General features: G+C 47.1%; 11 protein-coding genes and 2 pseudogenes. 10 read left to right on the top strand and 3 right to left on the bottom strand.

Annotated elements, in window-relative coordinates; translation table 11 throughout:
• Positions 1-90 precede the first annotated feature (90 nt).
• From HP567_RS28625 to HP567_RS28600, 6 genes are all read left to right on the top strand, one after another.
• On the top strand, positions 91-1,836 hold the full coding sequence (locus HP567_RS28625; RefSeq protein WP_173611106.1) for a peptide-binding protein: 1,746 nt from the start codon (positions 91-93) through the stop codon (positions 1,834-1,836).
• Between the two features lie 86 nt (positions 1,837-1,922).
• Entirely contained in the window at positions 1,923-2,894 is a 972-nt protein-coding gene (locus HP567_RS28620; RefSeq protein ID WP_173611107.1) for an ABC transporter permease, read from the top strand.
• On the top strand, positions 2,891-3,871 hold the full coding sequence (locus HP567_RS28615) for an ABC transporter permease (RefSeq protein ID WP_173611108.1): 981 nt from the start codon (positions 2,891-2,893) through the stop codon (positions 3,869-3,871). Before HP567_RS28620 ends, HP567_RS28615 begins: the two co-directional genes overlap by 4 nt.
• A complete protein-coding gene (locus HP567_RS28610) occupies positions 3,847-4,893 on the top strand; it encodes an ABC transporter ATP-binding protein (protein WP_173611109.1) in 1,047 nt (348 codons plus the stop codon). Before HP567_RS28615 ends, HP567_RS28610 begins: the two co-directional genes overlap by 25 nt.
• Positions 4,890-5,864, top strand: coding sequence for an ABC transporter ATP-binding protein (locus HP567_RS28605; protein WP_173611110.1), 975 nt, complete (start codon positions 4,890-4,892; stop codon positions 5,862-5,864). The genes HP567_RS28610 and HP567_RS28605 overlap by 4 nt, the downstream gene beginning before the upstream one ends.
• A gap of 140 nt (positions 5,865-6,004) precedes the next feature.
• Positions 6,005-6,583 carry a DUF5050 domain-containing protein gene (locus tag HP567_RS28600; RefSeq protein WP_229088176.1) on the top strand — a complete coding sequence of 193 codons (579 nt, stop codon included), beginning with the start codon at positions 6,005-6,007 and terminating at the stop codon, positions 6,581-6,583.
• Between the two features lie 69 nt (positions 6,584-6,652).
• On the opposite strand, the pseudogene HP567_RS28595 reads toward HP567_RS28600, so the two are convergent.
• Positions 6,653-6,949 (bottom strand): annotated as a pseudogene (locus HP567_RS28595) (hypothetical protein); the annotation flags it as partial.
• Positions 6,950-7,512: 563 nt separating this feature from the next.
• Between HP567_RS28595 and HP567_RS28590 the strand changes: the two are divergent.
• Positions 7,513-8,343: a hypothetical protein gene (locus HP567_RS28590; protein WP_173611111.1), complete on the top strand. Its 831-nt coding sequence runs from the start codon at positions 7,513-7,515 to the stop codon at positions 8,341-8,343.
• A 12-nt stretch (positions 8,344-8,355) separates the two neighbouring features.
• Complete coding sequence (locus HP567_RS28585) at positions 8,356-8,538, top strand: hypothetical protein (protein ID WP_007723975.1); 183 nt, start codon at positions 8,356-8,358, stop codon at positions 8,536-8,538.
• A gap of 75 nt (positions 8,539-8,613) precedes the next feature.
• Here HP567_RS28585 and HP567_RS28580 read toward each other — a convergent pair whose 3' ends face one another.
• Together HP567_RS28580 and hisC are read right to left on the bottom strand one after the other, a co-directional pair.
• On the bottom strand, positions 8,614-9,909 hold the full coding sequence (locus HP567_RS28580; RefSeq protein ID WP_173611112.1) for an MFS transporter: 1,296 nt from the start codon (positions 9,907-9,909) through the stop codon (positions 8,614-8,616).
• 190 nt (positions 9,910-10,099) lie between these two features.
• Positions 10,100-11,214: pseudogene (gene hisC / locus HP567_RS28575) on the bottom strand (histidinol-phosphate transaminase).
• Positions 11,215-11,443: 229 nt separating this feature from the next.
• Between hisC and HP567_RS28570 the strand changes: the two are divergent.
• Together HP567_RS28570 and cyoA are read left to right on the top strand one after the other, a co-directional pair.
• On the top strand, positions 11,444-12,901 hold the full coding sequence (locus HP567_RS28570; protein WP_173611210.1) for an aminotransferase class I/II-fold pyridoxal phosphate-dependent enzyme: 1,458 nt from the start codon (positions 11,444-11,446) through the stop codon (positions 12,899-12,901).
• 200 nt (positions 12,902-13,101) lie between these two features.
• Positions 13,102-14,007, top strand: coding sequence for a ubiquinol oxidase subunit II (gene cyoA, locus HP567_RS28565; RefSeq protein ID WP_173611113.1), 906 nt, complete (start codon positions 13,102-13,104; stop codon positions 14,005-14,007).
• The last annotated feature ends 20 nt before the right edge of the window (positions 14,008-14,027 follow it).

Raw genomic sequence — 14,027 nt, 5'->3', positions numbered from 1 at the left:
GAAAATTATTTAATATTAAAAAGACAGGCCTTGGGATGTATTGCCCATTATGGAAAAGGCTTGAAAACATGTGAAAGAGGGGGAAATGATTTGAAAAAAGGGAAAGGTTGGTTGAAGCCGTTGGCGTTGCTCTCTTTAACCGGCGCGCTGTTGGTCGGTTGCTCAAGCGGGAACAACGCTTCGCCAGGAACTACAACACCAGCACCAGCAAAAAAACCGGTGGAGCAGGTAGCTCCTCAGGCGACCAGTACGGATGATGAGAAACCAATAGACGGTGGAACGTTCACGCATTCTACCACGTCTGACATCGTCACGATCAATCCGATTTTCGGAAATGACACGGCATCCGGCGACGTTATGGAGTACACCCAAGCGTATTTGTACAATCGGAACCCGTCTTTTGATTTAGCGGTTTACCCTTGGTCCCTTGCAGCTGAGCTGCCAAAAGTAAGCGAAGATGGATTAACCTACACAATCAAGATGAAAAATAATGCGAAATGGTCGGATGGAACGCCAATCACGGCTGATGACTTGATTTATACCATTAATGCAATCAAAGCTCCTGAGACAGGCGCACCAGGAATAACGAAATACGATAAAGTCAAAGAAATGAAAAAACTGGATGATTACACTGTAGAAATCAAATTGACTCAATTGTACGCTCCATTTGCTTTTGGATTAATGCAACAGTTGGCACCAGCCCACGTGTTGAAAGACGTACCGTTTAAAGAATTGCAAGCACATTCTTACGGAAAAGATCCAGCCAAGACACCAACTTCCGGGCCGTTCAAATGGTCAGAGTGGAAACAAAAGGAATTCCATGTGCTAGATGCTAACCCAGATTACTGGGGGGAAAAGAAGCCGCATATCCAAAAGGTTGTGTACAAAATCTATGCGGATCAAAACACACAAGTACAGGCTCTTATGAAAGGCGACGTTGACCTGGTAGATTCCATTCCTGTCACGCAGCTCGAAGCGGTGAAGGCGAAAGGAACGATCAACATTTCGACGGAGCCAGGTCCTAGCTATGAATACTTTGCCTTCAACTTCGACAAGAAGAACTTCCCGAACAACTACGGGTTGTTTGAAGGTCAAAAAACGCGTCAGGCCATTGCCCACGCAATCAATCGTCAAGGTATTATCGATAATATCTTGAAAGGAACCGGAAAAATTATGGATGCACCGTTCCTGCCAGGTACATGGGCAGACCCGGGCGATGCAGCAGTCCATTACGAATATAGTGCAGAGAAAGCAAAACAATTGCTGAAAGAAGACGGATGGGTAGCCGGGGCAGATGGAATTCTTGCCAAAGACGGCAATCGTTTCTCCTTTGAATTCATTTTCAACTCGGGGAACAGTCGTCGTGAACAGGCAGCAGTCGTTATTCAACAAAACCTGAAAGAGGTCGGAATTGAAGCGAAGCCAAAAGCATTAGACTTCTCGGCTCTTGTCGATCAGTATGCCAACCCTGGTAAATTCCAGGTTCTGTTACTCGGATGGCAATTGTCTGATCCAGACCCGGATGGCATTTCTACTTTCGGGAAAAAGGCATTCCCTCCTGGCAACAACGCTGGCTGGTACGACAATCCGAAGCTGGATGCGCTCTGGGAAAAAGCTGTATCCACAGTTAAACAAGAGGAGCGCGCAGCGATCTATAAAGAAGTCGGAAAAGAAATCTCGACGAACCTGCCATACGTATTCATGTATCAGTACGGAACGCCACGAGGCATGACTTCTCGCGTCAAGTATAAGGATGAGTTTAAACCAGTATCCATGATTCCATATGGGGAGACCTTTGGCTTCCTGAACTGGTGGATCGACGATACCAAAAAATAAGCTCGGCTGGTAGCGGTTAGCAATAGGAAAAGGGGGAAGGGCAGCCTTGTTGTCCCTTCCCCTTTCAAACGAAAGGAGGATGCTGATTGGCTGAATATTTAGTACGCCGCGTACTACAAGCCGTGCTTGTTTTATTTTTGATCACAGTGGTTTCGTTCGGACTCATGCATGCAGCACCCGGAGGACCGCTAAAAGTTATGCTCTCACCGGGAATGTCTCCTGAATCACAGCTCATCCAGATGAAAAATATGGGGTTGGATCAGCCAGTCTATATTCAATACATGAAATGGGTCGGTAATTTGCTGCAAGGAGATTTGGGCCATACCTTTAAAAATAACGTTCCTGTTGGTGATATTTTGTGGCCGACGGTCTGGAATACGTTTGTGCTCATGTCTGTAGCGTGGGGGCTTTCCATGCTGATCGCCATCCCGTGGGGAATCTACAACAGCACAAAGCAATACGGTCTGTCTGACCAGATCGCCTCCATCGTTGCCTATCTCGGATTCGCGATGCCGACCTTCTGGTTTGGGATTATGCTACAACAGTATTTCGCGATGCAGTTGAATCTCCTTCCACTATCTGACATGTACACGATGGGGAAAGAGGGACAGGTAAGCGACCTCATTTTGCACTTGATTCTACCTGTTACAGTGTTAACACTGGTGAACATCGCAGCCTATGTCAAATATACGCGCGCCAGTATGCTGGAGGTTTTGGAGCAGGACTATATTCGGACGGCGCGTGCCAAAGGAATGAAGGAAAGACGCGTGATTTTCCGCCATGCTCTGCGGAACGCATTGATCCCTGTCGTGACGATCATCGGATTGGATTTGCCGACTCTGGTAGCAGGCGCAGCATTGACAGAGAGTGTATTTAACTGGCCAGGCATGGGCCGTCTGTTTGTCGAAATGGCTGTAGCCCGTGAGTATTCTGTGCTGATGTCGATCACGTTGCTGATTTCACTGATGGTGATTATCGGAAACCTGCTAGCCGATTTAATCTACGCACTGGTTGATCCACGAGTGCAGCTTGGACGCAAAGGAGGCAGGGCAGCATGAGTCAAGTACAGCTTCAAGATGACACTGTTGTTGAAACGAATCGACCGGGTGGACAGCTTCCAACAAACCCTGCTGGCGAAAAGCCTCCTGGGCTATGGACAACTGCGGGCAGAAAATTCATGCGCAATCCGTATGCTGTTAGTGGCTTGATCGTGCTCCTGTTTTTTATTGGGATTGCTGTGTTTGCCGATTGGGTTGCACCGCATGATCCGGCAAAGGTTGACTTTATGATTACCAACCTGCCTCCTGGAACAGAAGGGCATGTGCTCGGAACGGACGAGCTCGGTCGTGATATTTTGTCCCGCCTCATTCATAGCAGCCGGGTGTCTATGCTGGTCGGCTTCAGCGTTGCTTTTGCTGCGGTCGTCATCGGGACGCTGATTGGAGCGATTTCTGGTTATTTTGGCGGCTGGATTGATACCTGCTTCATGCGTCTCGTGGACGTGATGAATTCCATTCCGAGTCTGTTTTTTAACATTCTGGTTTTGGCTCTCTTCGGAGCGGAATTTGTCTATATGATCCTGATTTTGTCGCTGACGAGCTGGACAAGTGTGGCACGCCTAGTGCGCGGGCAGTTCTTGCAGCTACGGGAAATGCAGTATGTGGAAGCGGCGAGAGCGATCGGCGTATCACACTGGGGCATTATTACGCGTCACCTGGTACGCAATGCAATGGCCCCGATTATTGTGTACGCGACTCTCATGGTTGGTTCGGCCATTCTGTCAGAGTCCGGTCTCTCTTATTTAGGCTTGGGAATTCAACCGCCAGAAACAAGCTGGGGATTAATGTTGAGCAAGGCACAGGAATTCATGCTGGTCGATCCTTTGCAAGCACTTTATCCCGGTCTTTGTATTTTGCTCGTAGTGCTAGCGGTTAACTTCGTCGGAGACGGCATCCGCGATGCATTTGACCCAAGGAAGAAAAAGAAGAACCCGAAAAGGAGGCTGAACAAGTGGAACGCAACATCCTCGAAATAAAAAATTTGACCACTTGCTTCTTTACGGATGACGGCACGGTCAAGGCCACGGATCGAGTGAGCATCAACGTTGGCAAAGGACAGACGGTGTGCTTGGTAGGGGAATCCGGCAGTGGAAAGAGTGTGACGTCACTTGCAGTCATGCGACTGATTGATTATGCGGGCGGATTTATTCAGAGTGGGAATGTCATGTTTCACGGACAGGATCTGGCGGCAAAGGATTTGGATGAAATGATGAACATTCGCGGAAACAAAATTGCGATGATCTTCCAAGACCCGATGTCGGCTCTCAATCCGGTATTTACGGTAGGCGATCAAATTGCGGAGAGCTTGATGCTGCATCAAAACATGAACCAGACAGATGCATTCAAAAAAGCGATCGAGATGCTTCGTCTGGTTGGTATTCCGGCGCCAGAAGTACGAGTGAAACAGTACCCGCACGAAATGTCTGGAGGGATGTGCCAGCGTGTTGTCATCGCGATGGCCTTGGCCTGCAACCCGGAAATGCTGATAGCAGACGAGCCAACTACTGCTCTTGATGTAACGGTTCAGGCGCAAATTTTGGATTTGCTCAGACGGCTGCAAAAGGAATTGGGTATGTCGATTTTGCTGATCACCCATGACATGGGGGTAGCAGCAGAGATGGCGGATCGTATCGCGGTGATGTATGCGGGAACGATTGTGGAGGAGGGAACGGTCGAACGGATATTTGACGAGCCCCGGCATCCTTACACGATTGGCTTGCTGCAGTCCATTCCCGGATTTGAAGGGGAGCGCGGCGGAGAATTGTACACCATCCAAGGCACTATCCCGAGCATTACCCAATTGCCGACGGGCTGCCGTTTTCACCCGCGTTGTCCGCATGCGATTGACAAATGCCGAAAAGAGGAGCCAATTTTGCGCGAGGTTGTTACGGGACAACAAGTGGCTTGCTGGTTGAACGAAGATGTCAGCAATCACTTCAGAATAAATCAGCGTGCAAATTCAGTCGCTGGAAGCAAAGCAGAGGTGAACCGCCAATGAACCGGGAATATTTGATCGAAGCCAAACATATCAAAAAGTATTTTCCAATTAAGGCGGGCTTGTTGAGCCGTGTCGTTGGTCATGTAAAAGCCGTAGATGATGTGTCTTTCGGAATTAGGGCAGGGGAGACATTTGGGCTCGTAGGAGAATCCGGTTGCGGGAAGTCGACACTAGGGCGTGTCGTGTTGAATTTGCAAAGGGCGACGAGCGGAGAAGTGCTGTTTGACGGAACCAATATCCATCAGGTGAACAGACAAGAGAATTTGAAGCTGAGACGGGATATGCAGATTATTTTTCAAGACCCGTTTGGTTCGTTGAATCCACGATTTTTGGTAAGCGATATTATTGGAGAGCCGTTGCGGGTTCATCTGCGCGCATCTGCAAAGGAAATGGATGAACGGGTAGTCGAGCTGATGAGTCTGGTGGGCCTCGATCCTTCGAGACGGAATCGGTATCCGCATGAGTTTTCCGGCGGACAGCGGCAACGGATCGGGATTGCGCGGTCGATTGCACTCTCACCACGGTTTATTGTGGCGGACGAAGCTGTTTCTGCGCTCGACGTGTCCGTACAGTCACAGGTTTTGAACCTGATGATGAAATTACAAAAAGAGATGGGGCTGACCTATCTATTTATCGCGCATGGTCTGAATGTGGTACGCCATATTTCTGATCGGGTAGGCGTGATGTACTTGGGGAAAATGGTGGAGATTGCACGAACGGATGACTTGTTTGCACAGCCACTGCATCCGTATACAGCGGCATTGTTGTCGGCGATTCCGAAGCCTACTCCGCATCGGCGACAAGAGCGGATCGTCCTGCAAGGGGATGTACCATCTCCGGCCAATCCGCCGTCAGGTTGTCGTTTTCATCCTCGTTGTCCAATGGCGCAGGAGAGATGCAGCAAGGAGATTCCCGAGCTGATAGAGGTTGGGCAGGATCGGCAGGTCGCGTGTCATTTCCCTTTAGCATAGAGAGAAAGAGCCACCTATGACGGGTGGCTTCTTAGTTTTTCTAGATAATCCAAATTAAGACAGACAAAACGAATTCGTTTTGGTACATATAAATCAGTGTTGCCGGATGTACTTTATTAGGCCATGAACGGGAGCGATGCATGATGCAACATAAAGGGAAATGGATGATTTCCATTGTGATGACAGTATGCCTGATTGTAGTTCTTGGCTTTGGTAATCAGCAAACAATGGAGACTGCGCCCACAAAAAAACCAGTGATAAACGTTTTTGGCAGCGATCCTGTCAATATCAATTCACACCGAAGCTTTGTCGCCGTTCAAGGAGAGTGGATTTTTTATAACAACGATGGCTTATACAAAATCAAAAAGGATGGAAGCTCTCTTCAAAAGTTGAGCAGTGATTGGGCCCATAATCTGAATGTTGTAGGTGACTGGATTTACTATACGCGCAATAAGCCCTTGAAAGAAATCTATCAGCTTGAGATGCCCAATTACGAGATCAGTTATACGTATGAAGATACGATGGAGCTCTTTAAAATAAAGACAGATGGCAGTTCGAAAACAGTTATCAAAAGTGGTAGTCTTACTGAAGGGGACCCCAATAACGTACACCGATTGTACGTGGTGGAAGATTTCATCTTTTTTTACGATGAACAAGATATATTCAAAGTGAAGATAGGCGAAAACAAAGTGGAAAAGGTAACCCCAAAGGCGAAGTAAGGATAAAAAAGCCACCCCTGGCGGGTGGCTTTAATGTTATGGGCTAATTCTCGGGGGACTTTTTCTCTCCCGCTTTTTGTATAGAGGCTTGTGAAGAGATTCATAGACAACGACGAGAATGGGAATAGCTACTAACTGTGGGTAATCAGCATCCAACATAAACCAATCCATGCGAAAGTCACAATCAAGAACACGAGCATATACTGATACGGTATCTTCACTTTCTTCTCCAGGCCGCCATTCAGTTTGAAGGCGAGAACGCCAAGCATGAAAAAACCATTCAACCGCATTCGTGACCAGAGGTAATAAGCCAGTGGCATGGGATGGTTCGAGGTAGGGCAAGTCTACTTGATCTATCGAAAATCCGCGCGATGGCAATGATGTAGGAAAGAATGGTTTCATTCTTCGCTCTTATTGAATTCATTCTGACTAACTCCTTTTCGCTTGGATTATCCTTTATTATGGCAACGATTGTGGATGTCAATTGTGCCAATGGGAGCAACATTGTCTGTAACAAAACCGTCACTAACAGTGGAAAAGCAGCACCCAGAAGAGGGGTCTAAACAAAATCAGAACGGCATAATGTATGGGGTATTACCAAGACGGATGAAGGCCATGATGAGCATTTCGTGTTTGATAGAGGTGAAAAATGGGCAGACCAATAAAGGAACGTTCTGCTACGAAGTACACCCAGTATACCGATAGGGGGAATATGCAATTGTTGAGTTCATTTAAACCGTTAAAGAGAATCGAAGAAAACAGCAAGATTGTACAGCAGACGATACAGTACATAGGTAATCAAAAAGTCAGTACGATTACGATAGAAACGCCTAAAAAACTACCTAAATGTAGGTAGTTTTTTCCTATTTGTAGAATCTGAATAAAATGTTAAAATAATGTAAAACTTTACCAGAAGGAGAGGTTTACAGGTGCTAAAGAATCTCGTGCAGAGCCATGTAAAGATCGTGTTTTCTGTTCTTGGCATCTTGTTCGTTCTGGTCTCATGGCTCGTATTTGAATTGTTGAAAGGTTTGCTGCCAGATTTGATAGCAGTCATACATAAGTGGATGTTTCAACCGATCGAATGGCTGTTTATCCTAGCACCGCCACATGAGGAAAACAAACTAGCTTCGTTAGGCTCTGTTCTAGGCTTGTCTATCTTGTATTCCGCTATTTTGGCGGGAATGATATTCATCGTTTTGTTCATCTGCAACAAGGTTAGAGGAAACGAGATCGAGTTCCAGATGGAAGTGAAGTATTGTGAGAAAGAATTGGCCAATGCGATTTACAGCTTGGATGGAAGTGGTCAGTCATCAGCTATTATTAATGCGAATGCGATCACTTTTATGAAGGCATTTGAAATGGAAGTAAAGACGATTTATGGATTGAAACCGGACGAGCTATGCTGCTATTGGATCGTCCCTACGAATAATGACAAGCAGTTTGAAGTGTTTTACTTAACCGAGTTGAAAGATTTTGACACCGTACGTACGCTACTACTGTCTTCCATGCTTCAAGAGGATTGCAGAATTGCCGATAAACAAGTAAAGGGACGTATTCAAAACACGGACATTGAACAATTTGCCATTGTAAAAAATTTTGGCAAGTTCAGGCTTGGATTTGCGGTCGCTGTTTACAAGAATGACACATTTACTCCCGAAAATATGCAGGAGTTCGAGCGGTTGACTACGTATATGTTATTATTAGGATTTGTTACCAAGTTTGTGAACAAGGTCAAAACCTTAAAGAGAGCTAGTTAGGAGTGGGATACGATGAAATTAGCTGAGTTCTTCGCGAAAAGAGGCAACGAAACTGCTGTTTACTCGAAAAATCTCTCTTCCAAGAAGAAGATTCCCAACAGCAAATTTACTCCTGGCTTCGCTAGCTTAAAACAGATTGTAGATGAGCATAGTCCAAATGAGCGACATGATAATAAAGTGGTTGGAGGAAAATGACACTGCCTGTGAGCAGTGTTATTTTTTGTTTTGAGGTACTTGGAATAGAGAAAAAGCCACCTGATGAGGGTGGCTTTAGTTTTGGGAGATCTCTACACGGTGTTTGCTCTTTCTGTGGGACCATATCAGGACAGGGACTAGCAACAGCGATAATGCGCCTCCAGCAAGGGAAAGCGTTGCGAAGCTGGCATTGGCGACGACCATACCGGACAGGGCACCACCGGATGCGCCAGCCAAGGCAATCAAGACATCAACTGTTCCCTGCGTTTTCGCACGAGTGGCGGGCTGCGTTGCATCCACGATGAGCGCTGTGCCGCTAATTAGTCCAAAATTCCATCCCAGTCCGAGCAGCACAAGAGCGGTGATGAGTAGCGGCATCGAATCGACTGGCGCAAAAGCTGCAGTCAGGCTGGCTGCAAGCAGTATGACACCAGAAGCATAGGCCATGGTGGAGCGACCGATCTTGTCAACGAGAACACCTGTCAAGAGCGAAGGGAGGTACATCGCACCGATATGAAAACCGATGACGATGCCTACTTCAGAGAGACCATGTCCGTGATGCTTCATATGTACAGGTGTCATTGTCATAATGGCGACCATGACGATCTGCGTCAAAATCATGACGGTGGCTCCCACGATGATTCCCCGGTTGTTGCTTGCAAGCTGGTTCTCATTCAGATAGGATGGGGAGCTCTGATCCACCTGTTTCGCTTCGGCGATTGCTTTCGAAACGATGAACGGGTCCGGACGAAGCAGTACCCAAAATACGAGACCTGCGAGGATGAAGGCAGCGGCACCCAAGATGAAAGGACCAGCAAGTGCGGGGACACCGATGGAAGTAGCGAATCGTCCCATGACTTCCACCAGGTTTGGTCCTGCAACAGCCCCGAATGTAGTGGAGACCATGGCAATACTCACGGCAGTCGCGCGCTGTTTAGGCTTTGCCAAGTCTGTGCCTGCATAGCGGGCCTGCAGGTTAGTAGCGGTGCCAGCCCCATACAGAATTAAGGAAGCAAACAGAAGGACAATACTGTTTGCGACAGCTGCGATAACCACCCCAATTGCGCCAATCCCTCCGGCTAAGAAGCCGCTAGCGAGCCCCAAACGGCGTCCAAAGCGTTGAGAGAGCCGACCCACCAGCAATGCAGCCACAGCAGAGCCAAGCGTGAGCAATGCGGAAGGGATGCCCGCGAGACTTTCCGAACCCAGCATATCCTGGGCGAGGAGAGCCCCTACGGTGACACCTGCCGCAAGTCCTGCACCGCCGAAAATTTGTGAGATGACGACAATCCAGAGCGTTCGTTTGTATAGTCGTTGCTGTTTATCTGGGGAGTCGATGTAGCTTTGTAAATTTTCAGGTTTGAGTGACATCTGATCCACCTTTCTATTGAATGCAAGCTTTCGTGAAGTTATGAAATTTCAGTCATTCCTGCCGGTGGAAATGACTGGGGAATTTGCATTCAGTATAGTATTGGCGACGGGTAAACACAAGGGGAATTCAGCTTCATAAACACTTTGCAAAAGAAAAAACACCGGACATTTTCTAGCCGGTGTTTTTTGTTCATTTTCCTGCGATAGGCAATAGCTCACGGAGGTTTTGGATGAGAATTTGATTTTCTTCCAGCGTACCTACACTGATTCGAATATGCTCCGGTAACCCCCAGGTCTCTCCGTACCGCAAAATGATTCCTCTTTCCAGCAACTCTTGATAAATCCTACCCGCATTTGGCCCGAATTTTGCCAAGATAAAATTAGACATACTCACGGTGTAAGGAATATTCATTTCATCGAATGCATCGTAGAGCTGCTTGCGGCCTTTGGTGTTTTCTGTGAGGGATTTTTCAAAATGCTCTACGTCTCCAAGAGCGGTAATGGCGGCTATTTGTGCCAAGGAATTGACGTTAAACGGTTCTTTTACTTTCAGGATTTTTTGGATCACCGAGGGGTGAGCGACACCAAATCCGATGCGAATACCTGCAAGCGCGTAAATTTTCGAGAAGGTTTGCAAGACGAGAACAGGGTATCCTTGGCGGACAAATTCAATACCTGTTGTGTAATCGTCAGCCGTTGCATAGTGACTGTAAGCAGCGTCGAGTACAATAAGCACCTCATCTGGCAATTGGTCTAGCAATGCCGTCAAGTCCTGATGAGTCAAATAGGTGCCTGTCGGGTTATTTGGGGAACAAAGGTAGACAAGCTTTGTTCGATCTGTGATCGCTGCCAAAATTGCTGAGACGTTGAATGCGTAATCGGTATCAAGCGGAACCGTTTTGATGACAGCTCCCATGAGATGCGCGCCGAATTCATATTCAGAAAAGGTCGGCGAAGGCACGACGATTTCGTCCTCGGGCTCCAGATAGGTCTCGGAGATGAGCTTGATCAGTTCGTCGCCGCCATTCGTGATGATTAAATGCTCCGGACTTAACTCAAGATGATCTGCCAAATGCTCTTTCAGCGTCGTTGCATGGGCATCCGGGTAACGATGCAGCTCCGGGAGCGCACCGAGAATGGCGCGGATGATCTTGGGGGATGGGCCGAGTGGATTTTCATTTGAGGCTAATTTCATGATAGAAGAGAGTCCGTACATTTTTTTATCTCCCAAATCGGCATTCCAGGTTGATAGGATTGTATCTTTTCTAGTGTTTTGCGTGATGGGATCGTGGGCAGCTGTTTCATCTATATGGCCTCCAAAACTTCATGGTAGCAACACTGTAAGTGAAATCTCCAGCACTGTAACCAGCCAATTTACGAAAGATGAAACAGACCAATTGCGAGGAAGGACACAAATTGGATGGTTCATAAAAGTCAAGATTGGATCATGAAGGAAGGAGCCGCTTCCTTTATAATCAGCCCAGAAACATCACTCATTCAAACAACACGGAAGGATAGTGAGGTGGGAAAAATGTTGATTCAAGGGCAAACGCCGCTCTTTAACGGGCTGAGAAAGCATGCCCAGAAGAATCCAATCCAATTCCATATACCAGGTCATAAAAAAGGGAAAGGGATGGATCCTGAATTTCGATGGTTCATGGGAAAAAATGCACTTTCCATCGATTTGATTAACATTGAACCATTGGACGATTTGCATCAACCAAAAGGGATTATCAAACAAGCGCAGGAGTTGGCTGCTGAAGCCTTTGGCGCTGATCACACCATATTTTCTGTTCAAGGTACGAGCGGAGTCATCATGACCATGATTATGGCGGTTTGTAATCCCGGCGATAAGATCATCGTGCCACGGAATGTACACAAATCTATCATGAGCGGAATTGTTTTATCCGGTGCGACTCCTATCTTTTTACATCCAGAAATAGACCCTGTCTTCGGGATCTCACATGGAATTACACCACAAGCTGTGGAAAAAGCATTGGAACAACATCCTGATGCAAAGGCAGTTCTCGTCATCAACCCGACCTATTTCGGAATTGCTGGTGACTTGAAGGGCATCGTTCAAGTTGCGCATGCCAGAGGGGTGCCTGTACTCGTAGATGAAGCGCATGGCTCACATGTTCACTTCCATCCCAAGCTCCCACTATCGGCGATGCAAGCTGGTGCAGATATGGCAGCAAGCAGTATGCATAAATTAGGAGGCTCCCTAACGCAAAGTTCGTTGTTGAACATTCAGGGAAATCTCGTTTCGATTCAGCGTGTACAAGCTATCTATAGCATGCTCACGACGACATCCACTTCCTATTTACTGCTTGCTTCGCTCGATGTGGCGAGAAAGCGGTTGGTTACATCGGGGAAAACGCTATTGGATCAAACGATTCAATTGGCAAATGAAGCACGGGCACAAATCAATAAAATTAATCATTTGTACTGCATTGGGAGAGAAATTATCGGGACAAATGGAGCGTTTGCTCATGATCCGACCAAGCTGGTCATCTCGGTAAAAGACCTCGGCATTACGGGATATGAAGCTGAAAAATGGCTCCGCGATCGCTATAACATAGAGGTAGAGCTATCTGACCTGTACAACATCGTGTGCATTATCACACCAAGTGATACGAAAGAAGATTTGCAAATCCTTGTCTATGCCTTGGAGGAGCTGGCTGCCGGGTCCGAGGATCAAGGAAACAGAAAAGCTCGCCCGAAAATGCAGCTTCCCAAAATACCGGTACTCGCTGTCACCCCACGCGATGCATTTTACGCACCGACAGAGATGATTCCCGTCGAACAATCCGTGGGAAGAATTATCGCGGAGTTTGTCATGGTATATCCACCAGGTATTCCGATCTTTATCCCGGGGGAAATCATTTCGGAAGAGAACCTCATCTATACGAAGAAAAACATCGAGGCAGGTTTGCCTGTTCAGGGCTTCGAAGACCCCACGCTACAGACCATACGTGTCATCAAGGAATAACCAAATAATAGGAGGAAGGGCCGCCTTGGGGTGGTCTTTTTCTTTTTATGTCTAAAAAGTGTCCAAAATGCAGCGGATTCTTGAACATGGCTGGTTGATCCACTTTGTCATTGGCTGGTGACACTCCATCGGTCCGGCTTTAGAGTAAGACTTGTTTCAATAGTACCCCGTGCATGGTGATAGGAGATGAGGACAAGGACATGAAGACGTCCAAGACAGTACGCTGTATGTCATTTTTGTTCATGTTCATCCTGCTGTTCTTGACGACCGGTTGCGCTGATAACTATATCGTGCTCGATCCGAAAGGACCCATTGGTGAACAGCAAAAGGACTTAATGATTTTATCCACGCTTTTAACGCTAATCGTGATTGTTCCTGTACTAATTCTTACTTTTGTCATTGTATGGCGATACCGTGACAGAAAAGGAAGAAAGGCGAAGTACACGCCTGATTGGGAACACAGTACGAAACTGGAAATCATTTGGTGGGGCATTCCCATCATCATTATTACGTTAATTGGGATCGTGACAGTTCGGTACACCTATTCGTTGGAGCCATCCAAGCCGTTGGAATCCGAAAAGAAACCGATCACGATTCAAGTGACGAATTTGGATTGGAAGTGGCTGTTCCAATATCCTGAACAAGGCATTGCCACTGTGAACTATGTGCAGTTCCCAGAGGATGTGCCGGTACGTTTCGAAGTGACATCTGACGCTCCGATGAATTCATTCTGGATTCCACAGCTAGGCGGTCAGATTTATGCCATGTCTGGCATGTCTATGACTCTCTACCTGCAAGCAGATGAACAGGGTGAATACATGGGATCAGGTGCGAACTTTACCGGAAAAGAATTTGCGAAGATGTTTTTCACGGCGAATGCGACTTCCCAAGAAGACTTTGATCAATGGGTGAATCAGGTGAAACATACTTCCCCTGAGCTGACGTTGGATGGTTACAAAGAGCTGACTAAACAAGGAACATCGGATGTGCGTTATTTCTCCGCTTTCCCTGAAGGGTTGTACGAGATGACTGTGACCAAGTACGCTGCTTCACACAATCACGGCTTATCTACGAGAGTGCAACCGCCAGCGAGGGTGAAAGAATAGTCGGTTGAATTGGAAGAGGG

Source organism: Brevibacillus sp. M2.1A (genome assembly GCF_013284355.2).
Classification (GTDB): domain Bacteria; phylum Bacillota; class Bacilli; order Brevibacillales; family Brevibacillaceae; genus Brevibacillus.
Note: the sequence above shows the minus strand (reverse complement) of the source record. Positions and strands in the feature narration are given on the sequence as shown.